We start from the raw sequence: 18,652 nt of genomic DNA on the forward strand, positions 1-18,652 counted from the left end.
CGTGAGATCTGGTGAAGAAGCGGACGGCGCCGTGCGGTTGCGCGGCCATGAGCTGTCGGCCACGGACGTGACCGTGGCGTACGACGGCGTGGACGTCGTCCACGGCGCCGCGGTCGAGCTGCGGCCCGGCGAGGTGACCGTCCTGATCGGCCCGAACGGCAGCGGCAAGTCCACGCTGCTGCGTACGATCGCCCGGCTGCAACGGGCCCGGAGCGCCACCGTCCGGATCGACGGCGACACCGACGCGTCGGCGCTGACGTCCCGTGAGTTCTCGCGGTACGTGTCGCTGCTGACCCAGGGCCGCCCCACGCCGAGCGGGCTGACGGTACGCGACGTGGTCGAGTTCGGCCGCTATCCGTACCGGGGCCGCTGGGGCCGGTCGGACCCCGGCGGTCCGGCCGCGGTCGACCGGGCGCTCGCCCTGACCGGCGTGGCGGAGCTGGCCGGGCGCGGCGCCGACCACCTCTCCGGCGGGCAGTTGCAGCGGGTCTGGCTCGCCAGCTGCCTCGCCCAGGAGACCGGCGTCCTGCTCCTCGACGAACCGACCACCTACCTCGACCTGCGCTACCAGGTCGAACTCCTCGATCTCATCCGTGACCTGGCCGACGACCACGGCATCGCCGTCGGCGTCGTCCTGCACGACCTCGACCAGGCGGCGGCCGTGGCCGACCGCGTCACCCTGCTCGAAGCGGGCCGGATCGTCGCCGACGGTCCGCCCGAGGAGGTCCTGACGCCGGAACGGCTGACCGCCGTCTACGGCATCCGGATCGATGTCGACACCGACCCCCTCACCGGCCGGCTGCGCACCCGCCCGATCGGCCGTCACCACACCCGACGTGAAAGGCTCGGCACCACCTCATGAGACGTACGCTCCTCACCGCGGTCACCGTCACCGCCGCGGCGCTCGCCCTGTCCTCCTGCGGCACCACCGAGCCGGCCGCAGACAGCTCCGGGAAGTCCTCCGAGGCCATCACCCTCACGGACGGCACCGGCGCGAAGGTCGAGCTGGACGGGCCCGCCACCAAGGTGGTCGCCACCGAATGGAACGTCGTCGAGAGCCTCGTCTCGCTCGGTGTGCAGCCGGTGGGCGTCGCCGACCCCAAGGGCTACAACACCTGGGACAGCGCGGTGCCGCTGACCAACTCGCCCAAGGACATCGGCACCCGCGGCGAGCCCAGCATGGACACCGTCGCCTCGCTCAAGCCCGACCTCATCGTGGCCACCACCGACCTGCCGGCCTCCGCCGTCAAGCAGCTGAAGAAGGTCGCCCCGGTGCTGTCGGTGAAGTCGGCCGACGGCGCCGGCCAGATCGACCGGATGCTCGGCAACGTCGACCTCATCGCCGAGGCCACCGGCACCACCGAGAAGGCCGAGACGGTCCGCGCGGACTTCGAGGCCAAGGTCGCCGAGGGCAAGAAGGCCATCGCCGACGCCGGTCTGGACGGCGCAGACTACGCCTTCGCCGACGGCTACGTCACCTCCAACCAGGTGTCGATCCGCCCGTACACCGCGAACTCGCTGCTCGGTGAGGTCGCCGCGGAGATCGGGCTGAAGAACGCCTGGACGGTCAAGGGCGACGCGGCGTACGGCCTCGGCTCCACCGACGTCGAGGGCCTGACCGACCTGCCGGACGACACGCGGTTCGCGTACATCGGCAACGACGCGGACGACAACGCCACCCCGTTCACCGGCGCCCTCGCCAAGAACTCGGTGTGGAAGTCGCTGCCGTTCGTCGAGTCCGGTGACGTGCACCGGCTGGACGACGGCATCTGGATGTTCGGCGGCCCCGGGTCGATGTCGGCGTACATCGACTCGCTCGTCGACGCGCTGACGAAGTAGCGAGGTCATGGCCGTCACCGCGACGAAACCCGTCACCCGCCCGTCGGCGGCTCCCGTCTCCCGTTCGGGCGCGGGCGCGGTGACGGCCGGACTCGTCCTCCTGGTCGCCGTCCTCGCCGTCTGGGACCTCGCCCAGGGCACCGCCTCGGTCGGACCGGCCGAGGTGTTCAAGGCCCTTACCGGGCGGGCCGACGCCTCCGACGCGTCGGTCGTGATCGCCTCCCGGCTGCCCCGGGCGGCGGCCGGCCTGCTGGTCGGCGCCGTCCTCGGAGTGGCCGGCGGCGTCCTCCAGGCTGTCAGCCGCAACGTCCTCGCCTCCCCCGACACCCTGGCGGTGAACGCCGGTTCCTACCTGGCGCTCGGCCTGGCCGGCGCCACCGGCCTCTCCCTGCCGCTGCTCGCCTCCTCCGGCGTCGCCTTCGTCGGCGGTCTGGCCGCGGCGGCGGTCGTGCTCGGCCTGTCCGGCCTCGGCACGGGCACCGTCCGGCTGGTACTGGCCGGCACCGCGCTGATGCTGGGCCTGAACGCCGTCACCGAGGGGCTGCTCCTGCTCTTCCCCGAGCAGACGGAGGGCCTGTACGCCTGGAACCAGGGCAGCATCGGCCAGAACGGCTTCGACGGCGTCCTGCAGATGCTGCCGGTCGCCGTGCTCGGCCTCGCGGGACTGCTGCTGACGGCCCGCCGGATCGACGCGCTCGCCCTCGGCGACGACGCGGCGCGCGGCCTGGGCGTGCCGGTGCGGGCCACCCGCGTCACGGCGGTCGCGCTGGCCGCGCTGCTGTCCGCGGCGGCGGTCACGCTGGCCGGGCCGATCGGCTTCGTCGGCCTGTGCGCGCCCGCGCTGGTCCGGCCGCTGTCCCGCCGGTTCCGGGGGTTCGCCCGCTCGCGCGGCAGCCTGCCCGCGGCGGCGCTCACCGGCGCGGCGCTGGTCCTGGGCTCGGACGTGCTGCTGCGGGCGCTGGCGCCGGACGACCTGTCGGTGGCCGTGCCCACGGGTGTGGTCACCAGCCTGGTCGGTGCCGTGTTCCTGGTCGCGATGGCGCTGCGGCTGCCGGACACCGGCGAGTCGGGCGCACCGGACCGGATGCGCGTCCCCGGCCGGGCGGCGTTCCTGACGGCGGTGGTCCTCCTGGTGGCCGCCTTCGTCGGCGTCACGATCGCCGGGGTGCTGATCGGCGACAGCAAGCTGCTGCTGGGCGACGTCGTCAACTGGCTGCAGGGCCGGGCCGGGCAGACCGTCTCCTTCGTCCTGGACACCCGCGTACCGCGCGTGCTGGCCGCGCTCGGCGCCGGTGCGGCGCTCGCCCTGTCCGGCACGCTGGTGCAGGCCGTCACCCGCAACCCGCTCGCCGACCCCAGTGTCCTCGGCGTCTCCGGCGGGGCGGCGCTCGGCGCGGTGCTGCTGGTGACGACGGTGCCCGCGGCCGGCGGATGGGGTGTCGCCGGGGCGGCGTTCGCGGGGGCCGGCGTCACCGCCGCCCTGGTCTTCGGCCTCGCCGCGCGGGACGGCTTCCGGCAGAACCGCCTCGTCCTGGTCGGCATCGGCGTGGCCTCCGGGACCACGGCGCTGATCAGCCTGCTCATCGTGCTCACCGACCCGTTCAACGCGACCAAGGCGCTGACCTGGCTGTCGGGTTCCACCTACGGGCGGACCCTGCCCGACGTGCTGCCGGTGGCGCTGGTCCTGGTCGTCGGCGTCGTCTTCGCGGTGGCCCGGCGCACCGAGCTGGACCTGGTGTCGCTGGACGAGGACACGCCCCGGCTGCTCGGGCTGCGGCTGGCCCCGGGCCGGCTCGGCTTCCTGGTCGTGGGCGTCCTGCTCAGCGCGACCGCCGTGGCCTGCGCGGGCACCATCGGCTTCGTCGGCCTGGTGGCCCCGCACGCGGCCCGCGCGCTGGTGGGCCGGCGGCACGTGCGGGTCGTCCCGGTCGCGATGCTGCTGGGCGCCACGCTGGTCTGCGCGGCCGATCTGCTGGGCCGCACGGTGATCGCCCCGTCCCAGCTCGGCGCCGGCCTGATGACGGCGGCCATCGGGACGCCGTACTTCCTTTATCTGCTGATCCGCAGCCGGCGGTGAACGGGATGACGGGCGGGTGCGGGGCTTCTACCGTGCCGCCATGGAACGAACCGCCGCGCCCGACGACCGCCCGGGCCTGCTGGACGTCGTCGACGTGGAGGCCACCTGCCGGGCGGGGCAGCCGCCGCCGGGCGCGGTGAGCGAAATCATCGAGATCGGGCTCACCGTCGTCGATCCGCGCGCCCGGGTCCGGGTGGCCGGCACCGCTTCCTGGTGCGGCCCGCCCGGTCCACCGTGAACGCGTTCTGCACCCAACTGACCGGGCTGACGCAGGCGGAGGCGGAGACCGGCGTGCGTTTCGCCGAGGCGTGCCGGACACTGGCGCGCGAGCACGACGCCGGGCGGCGCCCCTGGGCGAGCCGGGGCGCCCACGACCGGCGCCAGTTCGTACGCCAGTGCCGCGCCGCCGCCGTTCCCCGCCCCTTCGGCCACGTACCCGAGCGGACGCACACCGACGCCAAGGCCGTCTTCACCGAGGCGTACGGGCTGCCCGGGAAACCCGGCATGGCGCAGGCGCTGGACTTCGCCGTGCTGCCGCTGGAGGGGTGGCACCACCGGGGCGACGACGACGCCTGGAACATCGCGGCGCTGGTGCTCGACCTCGCCGGCCGGGGCGCCTGGCCCGCCTGGACCGGCCTCCCCGCGCACCGCCCATGAGACGTCACGTCAAGTTACTGAACCGTAATAAGCCGGGTGCTACCCCGGGTAACCCCTGGCTCGGTACGGTCCCCAGACCCCTGCAGAAGCAGCGCGAGCACACTCCACCAGGAGGTCCGCCATGCCCGCACGCCCCACCCTGCTCGTCACCGCGATCGCCGCCGCACTCACCCTGGGCACCCAGGCCGTGCCCGCCGCCGCGGCCGGCGATCAGGCCGCCGTGGTCTCCCGCGGCGTGGAGATACCCGCCTTCTACACCCCGCCGTCCACCCTGCCCGAGGCCGACGGCGCCCTGGTGCGCACCGAGCCGCTGAAGCTGGCGCTGAGCCTGCCGAGCCTCGGCGGCCCGCTGCCCGGCCGGGCCACCCGGCTGATGTACAAGTCGACGGACGCGGGCGGCGGCCCGATGGCGGTCACCGGCGCCTACGTCGAACCCGCCGCGAAGTGGCGCGGCGACGGGCCGCGTCCACTGGTCGTCGTCGCCCCCGGCACCATGGGACAGGGCGACCAGTGCGCCGCCTCGATGGGCCTGGAACACCCCCTGCGCCTCAACGGCCAGACGGTCTCGGTCGGTTACGAGGACCTGGCCGTCTACCGGCTGCTCGCCCGGGGCATCGCGGTGGTCGTCACCGACTACGCCGGGCTGGGCGCCACCGACCGGCTGCACACCTACGTCAACCGCGTCGACGAGGCGCACGCCGTCCTGGACGCCGTACGGGCCGCCCGGTCCCTGGCGGAGGCGTCGGTCACCGCCGAGTCCCCGGTGGGACTGTTCGGCTACAGCCAGGGCGGCGGCGCGACGGCCGCCGCGGCCGAACTCCAGCCGTCCTACGCGCCCGACGTCACCCTCTCCGGCACCTACTCGGGGGCCGCGCCCGCCGACCTGACCGAGGTCACCGAGGCGATCGACGGCAGCGACCTCGCGGGCGCGCTGGGCTGGTCCCTGAACGGCTTCCTCCAGACCGAGCCGGCCCTGCGCCCCATCGCGGACAGGTACGTCAGCCAGGCGGGCCGGGACGCGCTGGAGGACCTGTCGACCATGTGCGTCGGCGACGCGCTGTTCGGCTACGCCTTCGCCCGCAGCGGTTCCTGGACGAAGACCGGACAGTCACTCGGCGACGTCATCCGCGCCGAGCCCACGCTCCAGGCGTTCCTGGCCGAGCAGCGCATCGGCACCAGGAAGCCGGCCGGCCCCGTCCGGGTGGCCACCGGCACCAGCGACAACCTGGTCCCGCACGGCCAGACCCGCGAGATGGCCGCCGGCTGGTGCGCGCTGGGCGGGCAGGTCGACTACGAACCGGTGGTCCTGCCGAACGTCGGCGACAAGCTGATCAACCACTTCGGCGCGCTCCTCGCCGACCAGGGCGAGGCCGTCTCCTGGCTCACCGACCGCCTCGCGGGCGAGCCGGCCGCGTCCGACTGCCGGACCCTGCCGCTCCAGCCCTGATCCGACGTGGAGGGGCCGGTGACCCGCGGGTCACCGGCCCCTCCACGCGTACCGTCACTTGGTGGTGAGCATGCCCTCCCGCAGCCGGGCCAGGGTCCGGGACAGCAGCCGGGAGACGTGCATCTGGGAGACGCCGAGGCGTTCGCCGATCTGCGCCTGGGTCATTTCCTCCACGAACCGCATGTGGATGATCTGCCGGTCGCGTTCGCCGAGTTCGGCGATGAGCGGGGCCAGCGCGTGGAAGTCCTCGACCAGTTCCAGCGCCGCGTCCTCGGTGCCGATGAAGTCCGCGAGCACGGTCTCGCCGTCCTCGCTGCCGCTGAGGGCGGCGTCCAGCGAGGAGGAGTTGTAGCCGTTGGCGGCCAGCCTGGCCTCCACGACCTCCTCCTCCGTCAGGCTCATCAGCTCGGCCAGTTCCTTGACGGTCGGAGTGCGGCCCAGCCGGCTGCGCAGTTCGTCCGTCGCCTTGGCCAGCTCGACCCGGGCCTCCTGGAGGCGGCGCGGCACGTGCACCGCCCAGGACGTGTCGCGGAAGAAGCGCTTGATCTCGCCGACGATGTACGGCACGGCGAAGGAGGTGAACTCCACCTCACGGGTCAGCTCGAACCGGTCGATCGCCTTGATCAGGCCGATCATGCCGACCTGGACGATGTCCTCGCGCTCCTCCGGGCCCCGGCTGCGGAAGCGGGACGCCGCGTAGCGGACCAGGGACATGTTCATCTCGATCAGGGTGTTGCGCGCGTACTGGTATTCGGGGGTCCCTTCCTCCAGCACCGCGAGCTGGTCGAAGAAGAGCCGCGACAGTTCGCGGGCGTCCTTCGGTGCCACCTTCGACGGGTCGGCGACCTGGGGCAGCCGGACCGCTTCTCCATCGACGTCCGTCTTCCGCGTCGTCATCGCCGCCGTCATCACGAGCCCTCCCGAGTTGTCGTTCCGGTACCGGCCCACTGGGCCGACAACAGGTCGCGTACCCCGGCTTTCCTCGAACACGCCTACGTCTTTCCACCGATTCTCACGCCGACGGCTCACCGGACGGCCGAGTGCCGTACCGCCAGGCGAGTGGCCCGGCCGTCGGACCGGGCCATCGCCCCGCCGCCGCCGTACCTCTGACGTGGCGCCACCGCAGGGACGGAGCCCGCGTCCCGTCCGCCCCGTGCGGCCACCTGATCGGCGGCACCGGCGCCGGCCGGCCGGGGTCTCGCCGTGCCGGGCCTGCCACCGTGATCCCACCCGCACCCGCTGTCCCGGTGTGAGCCGGTGCGGACCCGGGCAGCAGCCACGGCGTGCGCCGGACGATCAGTGCGGCACAGAATTCGCGTAGGCAAAAGCCAGGACGGAACAGAAAGGCGGCAGCGTGAGGGACCCCAAGCCCGACGCCCGGCCGGGGCCGCTGGGCCGGATGAAGATGCCGCAAGCGGTCGCGAACCTGCCGGGACAGGTCCGCGAGGAACTGACCCACCGGCTGCGGCGCAACGAACGGGCCTTCCGCGAGGAGGACGTCCAGGTCGTCGAGCGGCCGTTGCTGAAGCGGGCGGTCGGCGCCTCGGCGCTGGGCAACTGCATGGAGTGGTTCGACTTCGGCGTCTACAGCTACCTCGCCGCCACCGTCGGCAAGGTCTTCTTCCCCGGCGCCTCCCCCGGCGTCCAGCTGATCTCCTCGTTCGCCACCTTCGCCGCCGCGTTCGTGGTCCGTCCGCTGGGCGGCCTGGTCTTCGGTCCACTCGGTGACCGCATCGGCCGGCAGAAGGTGCTCGCCACCACCATGATCATGATGGCGCTCGGCACCTTCTCCATCGGCCTGATCCCGAGCTACGCCACCATCGGCATCGCCGCCCCGGTCCTGCTGCTGCTCGCCAGGATGGTCCAGGGCTTCTCCACCGGCGGCGAGTACGGCGGCGCCACCACCTTCGTCGCCGAGTACTCGCCGGACCGCCGCCGCGGTTTCCTCTCCAGCTGGCTGGATTTCGGCACTTTCGTCGGCTATGCCCTGGGTTCGGCGCTGGTGACGGTGCTCCATCTCCTGCTCACCGACGACCAGATGCTCTCCTGGGGCTGGCGCCTGCCCTTCCTGATCGCCGGTCCGCTGGGCGTCATCGGTCTGTACATGCGGCTGAAGCTGGAGGAGTCCCCGGCCTTCCAGCAGCAGCTGGACGAGCACGAGAAGAGCCTGGCCCAGAAGTCGGCGGGCAGTGAGTTCAGGACCATCCTCAGGAACCACTGGCGTCCGCTGCTCATCTGCATGGGCATCGTGCTGCTGTACAACGTCACCAACTACATGCTCACCGGCTACCTCCCGACGTACCAGACCGAGACGCTGGACCGCTCCAGCGGTTTCGCGGACGTCCTGGTCCTGATCGGCATGGTGTGGATCGTGCTGCTGATCACCTTCCTCGGGCGGCTCAGCGACCACGTCGGCCGGCGTCCGCTGTACGCGGTCGGCGCGGCGGCGATGATCGTGCTGGCCGTGCCGGGGTTCTGGCTGCTGAAGTCGGACGGCACGGTGGCCCCGGTCTTCGGGATGCTGCTGCTGTCCACCCTGCTGGCCTGCTTCGCCGCGCCGAGCGCCGCGACCCTGCCCGCCCTCTTCCCGACCGCCGTGCGCTACGCCGCGATGGGCATCGGCTTCAACTTCGCCGTCGCCGCGTTCGGCGGCACCACCCCGCTGTTCACCGAGGCGCTGGTGAACGCCACCGGCAACGACCTGGTGCCCGCGTACTACCTGATGGTGGCCGGCGCCATCGGTCTGCTGACCGTCCGGTTCCTGCCGGAGAGCGCGCAGGTGCCGCTGCACGGATCGCGGCCGATGGTCGGTTCCCGCACCGAGCGGCAGGAGCTGATCACCACCTCCGAGAAGCTGTACGACTTCGCCAAGGAGCGCTCCGCGTCCCGCTGAGCCTCACCGCCGGCTCAGCCGTCCCGGCCACCACACCCGCCGGCCGATGTCCCGGGCCAGCGCCGGTACCAGCAGGGACCGTACGACCAGGGTGTCGAGCAGCACGCCGAAGGCGACGATGAAGGCGATCTGCACCAGGAAGGCCAGCGGGATCACCCCGAGCGCCGCGAAGGTCGCGGCGAGCACCACACCGGCGGAGGTGATCACCCCGCCGGTGGTGACCAGGCCGCGCAGGACGCCCCGGCGCACCCCGTGCCGCAGGGACTCCTCCCGGACCCGCGACATCAGGAAGATGTTGTAGTCCACGCCGAGGGCGACCAGGAACACGAAGCCGTACAGCGGGACGGACGGGTCCGTGCCGGTGAAGCCGAGGACGTGCGGGAAGACGAGGGCCGAGACGCCGAGGGTGGCGAGGAAGTTCAGCGCCACGGTGAGCACCAGCAGGGCCGGCAGCAGCAGTGAGCGCAGCAGCGCGACGAGGATGACGAAGATGATGGCGAGGACGACGGGAACGATGAGCGTGCGGTCCCGCTCGGCGGTGCGCAGGGTGTCGTACTGCTGGGCGGTGTAGCCGCCGACCTTCGCGTCCGCGCCGGGCACCGCGTGCAGCGCGTCGCGCAGCCGGGCCACGGTGTCCTTGGCCGCGTCGCTGTCGGCGGCGGCGCTCAGGGTGACGTCGACGCGGACCCGGCCGTCGACGGTCAGCGGCTCGCCCCCGCCGGGCCGGCCGGACGCGGTGACGGGGGCGGCCGAGGCGACGCCGTCGGTGTCCTCGGCCACCGCGACCACCCGGTCCGCGCGGCCGGCGTTCACGATGACGACCGCGGGGTTGCCGGAGCCGCCGGGGAAGTGCTCGCCCAGGGTGCGCTGGGCCTCGACGGAGCGCGCCTCGCCGACGAAGGTCTCGTCCAGCGGTACGCCCTTGGAGTCGAGGGCCGGTGCGAAGGCGGCGGCGGCCAGCAGGCACACCAGGGAGACGGCCCAGACCTTGCGCGGGGCGCGGTCCACCAGGTCGGCGACCCGGTGCCACACGCCCCGCTTCTCCTCGGCCGGACGGGGCCTGACGGGCCAGTAGGCGGCGCGGCCCAGGAGGACGAGGACGGCCGGCAGGAAGGTGAGGGTGGTCAGGACGGCGCAGACGATGCCGATGGCGCCGACCGGGCCGAGCGCGCGGTTGTTGGTCAGGTCGCTCAGCAGCAGGGCGAGCAGGCCGAGCGCGACGGTGGCGGCGCTGGCGACGATCGCACCCCAGGACTCGCGCAGGGCGGCGCGCATCGCCGCGAAGCGGTCCTCGCGGTGGGCGAGTTCCTCGCGGTAGCGGGCGGTCAGCAGCAGGGCGTAGTCGGTGGCTGCCCCGATCACCAGGATGGACAGGATGCCCTGGACCTGGCCGTCGACCCGGACCACGTCGTGGTCGGCGAGGACGTAGACGACCGCGCAGGCCACGCCGAGGGCGAAGACCGCGCCGAGGATGACGAGGAAGGGCAGCAGCACGCTGCGGTAGACCAGCAGCAGGATGACGAGGACGGCCACCAGCGCCACGATCAGCAGCAGGCCGTCGATGCCGGCGAAGGCGTCGGAGAGGTCGGCCTGGCTGGCGGCGGGCCCGGCGATGCCGACCTGGGTGCCGGGCACCTTCCCGGCGGCGTCCCGGACGCGGTCGAGGGCGTCGGCGAGGCCGTCGCCGAGGTCGGGCCGCAGCTGGACGACGCCCTCCAGGGCTTCGCCGTCCTCGGAGACGACGGCGGGCGACACCCTCCCGGTCACCCCGGGGGCGTCCGCGAGGGAGGCGAGCGCCTCGGTGGCCGCGGCCCGCCGGCCGCTCACCTCGCCGCCGCCGTCGGCGGTCCACACGACGATCGCGGGCAGCGTCTCGTCCTGCCGGAAGGCTTCCTGTTCGTCGATCACCTCGGTGGACTCGGCGCTGCGCGGCAGGAACGCGGCCTGGTCGTTGGTGGCGACCTCACCGAGGCGTCCGGCGAACGGACCGGTGGTTCCGCCGACGCCCAGCCAGGCGATCAGCAGCAGGGCGGGCAGCAGCAACCGGACCCAACGGGCCCGGCGCGAGATGACAGGCATGGCTCTCCCGACAGCGTTTTCGAGCGTTTTCGAGGTGACGCGAGGTGGCTCAGGTATCCAGGTATCTCAATGAAAAACAATCTCAATCACCAAGATAGTTGGTTGCCAGGCGATCGTAGACGACACCTGATTCTTCCCCGGCCACCGGTCACCGGCCGCCGGACGCACCCGGACGGGCGATGTCAGTGGCGGGCGGCGCCGACCGTGGCCATCTCCTCGTTCAGCGCGGCGAGGAAGCGCGCCACCACCGACAGTTCGGCCTCGGTGAACCGGTCGCGGGCGGCGTCGGTCGCCTCGGCGAGCGGCCGGAACCAGGAGCGGGCCGCCGCCATCGCGTCGGCGGCGTAGTGGAGGTGGACGACCCTGCGGTCGGCGCTCTCCCGCACCCGGCGGATGTGGCCCGCGCGTTCCAGCCGGTCGACGCAGGCGGTCACGGCGCCGGAGGTCAGGCCGAGGTGCTCGCGCAGCCGCCCGGGGGTCATCGGCTCCTCGGCGTCGAGGATCGCCGCGAGCGCCTGGACGTCCGTCGGGTGCAGCCCCTGGTCGGCGGCGAACCCGTGGACCAGGCGGTTGATCTCGCCGTTCATCCGGCGCAGCCGGACGGCGAAGGTCCGCAGGTCTGTCCCGCCGGGCGCCTCTCCCGCCGAGCCGTCCGTCCCCCGCTGTCGTCCCCGGCTGTCCCGGTCCTGCGTACTGGCCACGCGGTCAGCCTATAGAAGGCCCTCGCGGTCGGAGTCCGGCCAGAGGTACGGCAGGTCGTCCGGCACGTCCGGGAACAGGGCGCCGTAGGTCTCCGGGTCCTTGCGCACCAGCGCCGAGCGGTGGCTGCGGTGGAACGGTTCGTCGCCGAGCCAGGGCGGCAGTTCCCCGGCGTCCGCCAGTTCCGCCTGGTCGCGCACCGGGGCGCCGGGGCGTACGGCGGCGAGTCCGGCGACGAGGGAGGCGGCGCAGCTGTCCTGGTGTCCCCGCTCGCGCCAGACGCGGCAGATCTCCAGGCCGTAGCGGACCAGGGCCTCCTCGTACCCCGTCCACATCTTCACCGCGGGGTGGTGGCGCCAGCCGTAGCCGGGCACGGTCAGCCCGCGCAGCACCTGGAGCGCCTCGACCCGCTGTTTGCCGAGCCGGCGGCGGTCCAGGGCGAGGGCGGACGCGCAGAAGTCGGGGTGGGGAAGGAAGGTCTGCATGGTCTCGTCCTCGTGGGTCGGCCGCGGGCCGGACATGGGTCTTCCGTCGGTCGGCGTCGGTCTTCCGCCGGTCGGCGCCGGTCTTCCGCCGGTCAGCCGGGGAAGCGTCCGCGGTCGCGGAGGTGCCGGCGCCGTTCGGCGTAGGCGAGGTCGTCGCGCCACAGCCGGCCGGCGGCGGCCCTCATCGCGGGGCGCAGCAGGGGCGACAGGCGCCGGGCGAGCGTGAAGCCGGGCCGGTCGGAGGTGGCCAGCGCGGCCTCCACGACGGCGGTACGGGGTCTGCCGAGGCCGTCCGGGCCCAGGGGCGTGGCGTGGGTCTCGACGACGGAGCCCGTCCCCTCCCCCTCGGTGATGCGCATGACCACGGTACGGGGTCCGGGCGCGGTGAACTCCGCGCGCACGGGGACGACGAGCCGCCCGCCGAGCCGGAACGAGACGTCGACGACGAAGCGGTCGCCGTCGTCGGTCCCGTCGGGTTCCCGGACCACGGTGAGGTCGGTGAAGGAGTAGGGGTGGAACCAGGCGCCGTGCCAGGGGTCGAGACGGTTGGCCACCACGTCCTGAGGGTCGCAGCGGCCCGCTCCGCGCCACACCGACCGGACGGCGGTCGGGAGCGGGGGCCGCGGCGGCACCACGGGTGCCTCGGTGGGTTGTTCCCCTCCTGCCGCGTCGAGCCGTACCCACACCAGGACGCCGTCGTCGTGGACCGGCAGCGGCACCCAGCCGGCCCGCGCCGTGCCGTCCAGGGCGAGTCCGTGCCAGTGGCAGACGAGCGTGCCGCACCGCACCGGGCTGTCGGCCAGCGGGGCGCCGAGGTGCGGGCAGACGCCGGGGCCGCCCACCAGGCGTCCGCGCGCGTCCCGCCAGACGACGACCTCCTCGCCGGCGACCGTGGCCGCCAGCGGACGGCCGGGGCGTACGTCCGTCCGGGCGCCGATGACGTACCAGTTGCCGGAGGGCCGGGCCCGGGCCCGCTTCAGCGCCCCGGCGATGACGGCGGGCCGGGCCGCGCGCCAGGTCGGCGGCTGGCGCTCCCAGGGGACGGGGCGGCGCCTCAGCCGCAGGGGGTGACGGCCCGGGTCGGGACTCATTCGGCCTCCTCACACTCCGGTCTCGGACGGCAGGGACACCGGACCGCGGGCCCGCAGCCGGGCCGCGGCCACCCGGGCCAGCCCGTCGGCCGCGACGAGCGCGCGGCGGCGGCGCGGCACCACGGCCCGCCGGTGCAGCACGGCGTGCCCGCCGGCCGCGATGGCGTCGAGGATGCCCCGATAGAGCACGCAGGCGGTGCGGATGCACGGCCTGGCGACCGGGTCCAGCATCGCCAGGCCGGGCACGGCCTCGCGGTACACGGACCGGGTGAGGTCCTCGGCGGCGCGCAGGGCGGCGGTGATCCGGCGGTCGTGGCGGCCGGTGCGCCTGCTCCACTCCAGCAGCGTCCGGTCGACGCCGTGCGCGGCGAGCAGGTCCGCCGGGAGGTAGACCCGGCCGCGGTCCAGGTCCTCGCCGACGTCCCGCAGGAAGTTGGTCAGCTGGAAGGCGACGCCGAGCGCGGCGGCGTGCGGGGCGGCGGCGGCCCGGGAGGTCACGGTGCCCAGCACGGGGAGCATCTGGAGGCCGATGACGGCGGCCGAGCCGTGCATGTAGGCGCGCAGGTCCTGGTAGGTGGCGTAGTCGGTGACGGTCAGGTCGCTGCGCATGGACGCCATGAAGTCGGTGAAGTGCGCCGGGTCGATGGCGTGGCGGGCGGCGGTGTGGGCCACGGCGCGTACCACCGGGTCTCCGTCGGCCGGGCCTCCCGCCAGGGCGGTGCGCAGCCGGGCGTCGAGCCGGTCGAGGGCGGCCGCGCGTTCCTCGACGGGCGCGGCGGCCAGGTCGTCGACGATGTCGTCGGCCCGGCGGGCGAAGCCGTACAGGGCGTGCACGGCCGGTCTGCGGTCGGCGGGCAGCAGGCGGGTGGCGAGGAAGTAGGTGCGTCCGTGGCGGGCGTTGAGGCGGCGGCACCGGGTGTAGGCGGCGCGCAGTTGCGGGTCGGTGATGCCGGCGGCGTCCAGTTCGCGCGCGGTCATCGTCGGCCCCCCGTGATGCGGGCGGCGGCCAGTTTCCCGGAGAGCAGGACGGTCGGCACCCCGACGCCGGGGGTGGTGCCGCAGCCGGCGAGGACCGCGTTGGCGGTGCCCCGCACCAGGTTGCGGGGCCGGAACGGGCCGGTCTGGGCGAAGGTGTGGGCCACCGAGAACGGGGTTCCGGCGGCGTGGCCGAGGGCGGTCCAGTCGGCGGGGGTCACCAGGCACTCCTCCTCGATGGCGGCGGCGAGGCCGGTCAGGCCGCGGCGTTCCAGGGTGGCGAGCAGCCGCGCGCGGTAGCCGGGGGCGAGGTCGGCCCAGTGCGCGGCCGACGGTCCGACGTCGGTGTTGGGGCAGGGGGCGAGGACGTAGTGGGTGTGCCTGCCCTCGGGGGCGAGCGAGGGGTCGCTCGCCGTGGGCCGGGTGATGAGCAGGGACGGGTCGGTCATCAGGGTGCCGGTCCGGGTGAGTTCGTCGAAGGTGCGGCGCCAGGCGGCGCCGAAGGAGAGCGTGTGGTGGGCCAGTTCGGGCCAGGTGCGGGTGGTGCCGGCGTGCAGCACCACGGCGGAGGGCGCGTGCCGCAGCCGCAGCGGGCGGCGCGGGCGGTGGCCCAGCAGCCGGTGGGCGACGGGCAGGTCGGGGGTGAGGACGACGGCGTCGCAGGGGACGCGGCCCTGTTCGGTGACGACGGCGGTGACCCGGTCGCCGGTCCGCTCCAGGCGGGTGACGGCGTGTCCGAGGCGCAGCTCGGCCCCGGCGGCGACGGCCGCGTCGGCCATGGCCCGGGGCAGCGCGTGCATGCCGCCGCGCGGGAACCAGACCCCGGCCACGGTGTCCATGTAGGCGATGACGGCGTACGCGGCCAGCGCGCGGGCCGGGGCGACCCCGGCGTACAGGGACTGGAAGGAGAAGACGCGCCGCAGCCGCTCGTCGTCGAGGAACCGTCCGATACGGGTGTCCAGGCGGCCGAAGCCGCCGAGGGCGGCCAGCCGGGCGAGGTCGGGGGTGAGCAGGCCGAGCGGCGAGTCGAAGTTGGCGTCGATGAACCGGCGCATCTGTACGGCGTACAGCCGGGTCAGCCAGGTCCGCAGCCGCCGGTAGCCGGCCGCCTCCCGGGCGCCGGCGAACCGCTCGACCTCGGCCTCCATCGCGCCGGGGTCGGTGTGCACGTCGAGGGTGCTGCCGTCGGCGAACCGGGCCCGGTAGGCGGGGTGCAGGGGCAGCAGGTCGACGCGGTCGCGCAGCCGTTCGCCGACCGCGGCGAAGGCCTCGTCGGCGAGGTCGGGCATGGTCAGGACGGTGGGGCCGGTGTCGAAGCGGTAGCCGCCGCGCTCCAGCCGCCCGGCCCGGCCGCCGGGCACCGCCTCGCGCTCGACGACGGTCACCCGCCGCCCGGCGCCCAGCAGGTGCAGGGCGGCCGACAGCCCGGCGAGCCCGGCACCGACGACCACGACGTGGTCGGTACGGCCGGGGACCGTGCGGGTCACCGGGTGCCCTGCCCGGTCCCGGCCCCGGCCCGGGCGCCGGCGCCGGCGCCGGCGTCCGGCGGCGGCTCGGTAGGGGGCGGCCGGTCCGGGGACACGGGGGTGGTGGGGGCAGGCGCGGGGGCGGGGGCGGGGGCGGGAGCAGCCCCGGCGGTGCGCGGCCTGTCGCGGGGTGCCGGCGGGTGGTGCCGGTGGTGCCGGTGGTGCCGGCTGCGCGGACCGGCGCCGGGCGGTGCCGGGGCCGCCCGGCACCCGCGCGGGGCGCCCCGGCCCGCGGACTCTCGGCCCGCGGACTCCCGGCCGACGGGCTCTCGGCCCGCAGGCTCTCGCCCCGCGGACTCCCGGCCGGCTGCGGTCGGGACGCGGACGGCGCCAGCGGCGGCGCGCGGCCCGCGTGAACCGGTGCCCGGTGACCCGGTCGTGCGGGCGAGCGGCGCCGCGGCGTGCCGTGCGCGCGGGCGGGTGTCCTGAGGGGTGTGACCGGCCCTGCTGGAGCGCATCCCGTGTCCTTCCGTCGTCTCGCCGTATTGCCGTCTCGTCGTCTCGTCGTCTCGTCGTCTTGTCGTTCCTCGTCTTGGCGCCTTGCGTCGGTGGCGGTCCCCGTGAGGTCGTCCGGTGCCGTGGGGCGCTCCGGGCACGGCCCCCGGCCGCCCGTTCCGGTGGCGTCCCCGCGGGTGGGCTCATGTGTTCCCCCGGCGGGGGCCGGGCCACGCCGTCTTCGCCCGATCACGTACGCCGCTCACCCGCTCGGCGGCGCCGGGCGCCGTACCCGCGGCGCGGCTGTGTCCGGGACGGGCGGCGGGACGCGATACTCCCGCCGAAGCCGCCACGGACCGACGCGGGACAGACACCGGGTCGGTCCCGGGGCGGGGCGGGACGGAGAGAGGCGGTCGTGCTGGACGCGGACATCGTCATCGTCGGAGCCGGCGCGGCGGGCCTGTCGCTGGCGCACCGGCTGCCGGCGGCGGGGGCACGCCGTACCGCCCCCTCCGTCGCCCTGGTCGGCGCTCCGCCCGGCCCGCTGCGGGCGCCCGCACGCACCTGGTGCTTCTGGGAGGCGGGACCGGGCCGCTTCGACCCCGCGGTGACCGCGTCCTGGGAGTGGCTGCGGGTGCGCGGCCCGCGGGGCGCGGTGGTCCGGCGGCACATCGCGCCGCTGCGCTACAAGATGATCCGCTCCGACGACTTCGAGGCCCTCGTCGACCGCGATCTGGCGCGGCGTCCGCTGACGCGGCGCGTCGAGGCGACCGTCACCGCGGTGGCCGCCCAGCCCGACGGGACCGTCCGGGTGCGGGGCACGGACGCCGCGGGCGGCCCCGTGGAACTGCGCGCCCGCTGGGTGTTCGACTCCCGCCCGGCGCCCCGCCCGCCGGCCGCCCGGACCCGCCTGCTCCAGCACTTCCGCGGCTGGTTCGTCCGTACCGAACGGCCGGTCTTCGACCCGGCGGTGGTCGACCTGATGGACTTCCGCACCCCGCAGCCCGCGCGCGGCCTGTCCTTCGGCTACGTCCTGCCCACCGGCCGCCGTACCGCCCTGGTCGAGTACACGGAGTTCGGACCGGCCCCGCTCACCCGGGCCGCGTACGACCGCGCGCTGGACGACTACACGCGCCGCGTCCTGGGCACCGGCGGCATCCGCGTCCTGTCGACGGAGCAGGGTGTGATCCCGATGACCGACGCGGTCTTCCCCCGGCGGACCGCCGGGCCGGTCTTCCGGATCGGGGTGGCGGGCGGGGCGACGCGGCCCTCGACCGGGTACACGTTCGCCGCCGTGCAGCGGCAGTCGGACGCCGTCGCCGGTGCGGTCCGGGCGGGCCGCCGCCCGGTGCCGCCGCCGCCGTACCCGGGCCGGTGCCGGCTGATGGACGCGGTGCTGCTGCGTGCCCTGGACACCGGCCGGGTGGACGGCCCCGACCTGTTCTTCCGGCTGTTCGACCGGGTGCCGGCGGGGCGGCTGCTGCGCTTCCTGGACGGGCGGGCCCGGCTGTACGAGGACCTCGTGGTCGGCGCGCGCGCACCGGTCCTGCCGATGCTGCGGACCGCGGCGGAACTGCCGTGGCTGCGCCGCCGCCCCGCCCCCTGACCGTCTCGTCCCTCCCGGAGCCCTGGAGTCCGCCATGCCGCTCTTGCGCGACACCGCACTGGCCGCCGCCTTCGACCACGGCGCCGACACCTACGACCGGCTGGTCGCGCTCAACCCCGGCTACCACGCCCACCTGCGCCGCTCCGCCCGCCGCCTCGCCCTGGGCGCCGGCGGCGAGCCGGTGCGGCGGGTGCTCGACCTGGGCTGCGGCACCGGTGCCTCGACGGCGGCGCTGGCCGCCGCCCTGCCCGCCGCGCGGATCACCGGCGTCGACGCGTCGGCGGGGATGCTGCGCCGGGCGCGGGCCAAGACCTGGCCGACGCGGGTGCGGTTCGTGCGCGCCCCGGCCGAGGGACTGGAGCGCGCCGGGGTGCGGGGCCCGTTCGACGCGGTGTTCGCCGCGTACCTGTTCCGCAATCTGTCCGACCCGGACAGCGTGCTGCGCACGGTGCGCGGGCTGCTGGCGCCGGGCGGCGTGCTGGCGGTGCACGACTACGCCCTCGGCGGGCGGCGCGCCGACCGTCTGGTGTGGTCGGCGGTGTGCCGGGGGGTGGTGCTGCCGCTCGGCACGGCCACCGGGAACCGGGGCCTGTACCGCCATCTGTGGCGCAGCGTCCTGTACTTCGACACCGCGCCGGCCTTCGGCGCGCGGCTGGGCCGGGCGGGCTTCGACCGGGTGCGGGTGCTGCCGCTGCCGGGCTGGCAGACCGGCGTCACGCACACCTTCCTCGCCCGGCGTCCGGTGGCCGGGGGCCGGGAGGACGTCCGATGAGGCGGCGCGAGCGGCGCGTGCCCGGACGGGACGGCTGGGGCCGGGCGGGCCGGGAGCGGGCCGTCGGCGGC

The 18,652-nt window shown here is 75.0% G+C and carries 14 protein-coding genes and 1 pseudogene; 8 read left to right on the forward strand and 7 right to left on the reverse strand.

Annotation, left to right across the window (positions count from 1 at the left end; all coding sequences use genetic code 11):
* The first annotated feature begins 1 nt into the window (after position 1).
* From ACIQR3_RS17390 to ACIQR3_RS17410, 5 genes and pseudogenes are all read left to right on the forward strand, one after another.
* The gene (locus tag ACIQR3_RS17390) at positions 2-862 is read left to right on the forward strand and encodes an ABC transporter ATP-binding protein (protein ID WP_403539468.1); all 861 of its coding nucleotides are present in this window, start codon (positions 2-4) and stop codon (positions 860-862) included.
* A complete protein-coding gene (locus ACIQR3_RS17395; RefSeq protein ID WP_403539470.1) occupies positions 859-1,839 on the forward strand; it encodes an ABC transporter substrate-binding protein in 981 nt (326 codons plus the stop codon). The genes ACIQR3_RS17390 and ACIQR3_RS17395 overlap by 4 nt, the downstream gene beginning before the upstream one ends.
* 7 nt (positions 1,840-1,846) lie before the next feature.
* Complete coding sequence (locus ACIQR3_RS17400; protein WP_403539473.1) at positions 1,847-3,916, forward strand: iron ABC transporter permease; 2,070 nt, start codon at positions 1,847-1,849, stop codon at positions 3,914-3,916.
* Positions 3,917-3,956: 40 nt separating this feature from the next.
* Positions 3,957-4,573: pseudogene (locus ACIQR3_RS17405) on the forward strand (exonuclease domain-containing protein).
* 121 nt (positions 4,574-4,694) lie between these two features.
* Positions 4,695-6,020 (forward strand): alpha/beta fold hydrolase, encoded by a 1,326-nt coding sequence (locus tag ACIQR3_RS17410; protein WP_403539475.1) that lies wholly within the window; start codon positions 4,695-4,697, stop codon positions 6,018-6,020.
* A gap of 54 nt (positions 6,021-6,074) precedes the next feature.
* Here the strand turns inward: ACIQR3_RS17410 and ACIQR3_RS17415 are convergent, their stop codons facing one another.
* On the reverse strand, positions 6,075-6,917 hold the full coding sequence (locus ACIQR3_RS17415) for an RNA polymerase sigma factor SigF (RefSeq protein ID WP_403539477.1): 843 nt from the start codon (positions 6,915-6,917) through the stop codon (positions 6,075-6,077).
* Positions 6,918-7,419: 502 nt separating this feature from the next.
* Here ACIQR3_RS17415 and ACIQR3_RS17420 point away from each other — a divergent pair.
* Complete coding sequence (locus ACIQR3_RS17420) at positions 7,420-8,913, forward strand: MFS transporter (protein WP_403540049.1); 1,494 nt, start codon at positions 7,420-7,422, stop codon at positions 8,911-8,913.
* Positions 8,914-8,916: 3 nt separating this feature from the next.
* Here ACIQR3_RS17420 and ACIQR3_RS17425 read toward each other — a convergent pair whose 3' ends face one another.
* The 6 genes from ACIQR3_RS17425 to crtI form a co-directional block, all read right to left on the reverse strand.
* The gene (locus ACIQR3_RS17425) at positions 8,917-10,992 is read right to left on the reverse strand and encodes an MMPL family transporter (protein ID WP_403539480.1); all 2,076 of its coding nucleotides are present in this window, start codon (positions 10,990-10,992) and stop codon (positions 8,917-8,919) included.
* Positions 10,993-11,174: 182 nt separating this feature from the next.
* Positions 11,175-11,693 (reverse strand): MarR family winged helix-turn-helix transcriptional regulator, encoded by a 519-nt coding sequence (locus ACIQR3_RS17430; protein WP_403539482.1) that lies wholly within the window; start codon positions 11,691-11,693, stop codon positions 11,175-11,177.
* Between the two features lie 9 nt (positions 11,694-11,702).
* Positions 11,703-12,176 carry an MSMEG_6728 family protein gene (locus ACIQR3_RS17435; RefSeq protein ID WP_403540052.1) on the reverse strand — a complete coding sequence of 158 codons (474 nt, stop codon included), beginning with the start codon at positions 12,174-12,176 and terminating at the stop codon, positions 11,703-11,705.
* Between the two features lie 92 nt (positions 12,177-12,268).
* A complete protein-coding gene (locus ACIQR3_RS17440) occupies positions 12,269-13,267 on the reverse strand; it encodes a DUF5914 domain-containing protein (protein ID WP_403539485.1) in 999 nt (332 codons plus the stop codon).
* Positions 13,268-13,276: 9 nt separating this feature from the next.
* Positions 13,277-14,245, reverse strand: a complete 969-nt coding sequence (locus ACIQR3_RS17445; protein WP_403539488.1) for a phytoene/squalene synthase family protein — start codon at positions 14,243-14,245, stop codon at positions 13,277-13,279.
* Complete coding sequence (gene crtI / locus ACIQR3_RS17450) at positions 14,242-15,729, reverse strand: phytoene desaturase family protein (protein WP_403539489.1); 1,488 nt, start codon at positions 15,727-15,729, stop codon at positions 14,242-14,244. The genes ACIQR3_RS17445 and crtI overlap by 4 nt, the downstream gene beginning before the upstream one ends.
* Positions 15,730-16,618: 889 nt before the next feature.
* Here crtI and ACIQR3_RS17455 point away from each other — a divergent pair.
* Entirely contained in the window at positions 16,619-17,809 is a 1,191-nt protein-coding gene (locus ACIQR3_RS17455; RefSeq protein ID WP_403539491.1) for a lycopene cyclase family protein, read from the forward strand.
* Between the two features lie 34 nt (positions 17,810-17,843).
* On the forward strand, positions 17,844-18,581 hold the full coding sequence (locus ACIQR3_RS17460) for a class I SAM-dependent DNA methyltransferase (protein WP_403539494.1): 738 nt from the start codon (positions 17,844-17,846) through the stop codon (positions 18,579-18,581).
* The last annotated feature ends 71 nt before the right edge of the window (positions 18,582-18,652 follow it).

The organism is Streptomyces sp. NPDC090994 (assembly GCF_044768905.1).
GTDB lineage: Bacteria > Actinomycetota > Actinomycetes > Streptomycetales > Streptomycetaceae > Streptomyces.

Excerpts from the sequence above, each read along its gene's own strand:
- ACIQR3_RS17395 (WP_403539470.1), top strand. The coding sequence starts at position 859 with ATGAGACGTACGCTCCTCACCGCGGTCACCGTCACCGCCGCGGCGCTC.
- ACIQR3_RS17400 (WP_403539473.1), top strand. The coding sequence starts at position 1,847 with ATGGCCGTCACCGCGACGAAACCCGTCACCCGCCCGTCGGCGGCTCCC.
- ACIQR3_RS17410 (WP_403539475.1), top strand. The coding sequence starts at position 4,695 with ATGCCCGCACGCCCCACCCTGCTCGTCACCGCGATCGCCGCCGCACTC.
- ACIQR3_RS17415 (WP_403539477.1), bottom strand. The coding sequence starts at position 6,917 with ATGACGACGCGGAAGACGGACGTCGATGGAGAAGCGGTCCGGCTGCCC.
- ACIQR3_RS17420 (WP_403540049.1), top strand. The coding sequence starts at position 7,420 with ATGAAGATGCCGCAAGCGGTCGCGAACCTGCCGGGACAGGTCCGCGAG.
- ACIQR3_RS17425 (WP_403539480.1), bottom strand. The coding sequence starts at position 10,992 with ATGCCTGTCATCTCGCGCCGGGCCCGTTGGGTCCGGTTGCTGCTGCCC.
- ACIQR3_RS17435 (WP_403540052.1), bottom strand. The coding sequence starts at position 12,176 with ATGCAGACCTTCCTTCCCCACCCCGACTTCTGCGCGTCCGCCCTCGCC.
- ACIQR3_RS17440 (WP_403539485.1), bottom strand. The coding sequence starts at position 13,267 with ATGAGTCCCGACCCGGGCCGTCACCCCCTGCGGCTGAGGCGCCGCCCC.
- ACIQR3_RS17445 (WP_403539488.1), bottom strand. The coding sequence starts at position 14,245 with ATGACCGCGCGCGAACTGGACGCCGCCGGCATCACCGACCCGCAACTG.
- ACIQR3_RS17460 (WP_403539494.1), top strand. The coding sequence starts at position 17,844 with ATGCCGCTCTTGCGCGACACCGCACTGGCCGCCGCCTTCGACCACGGC.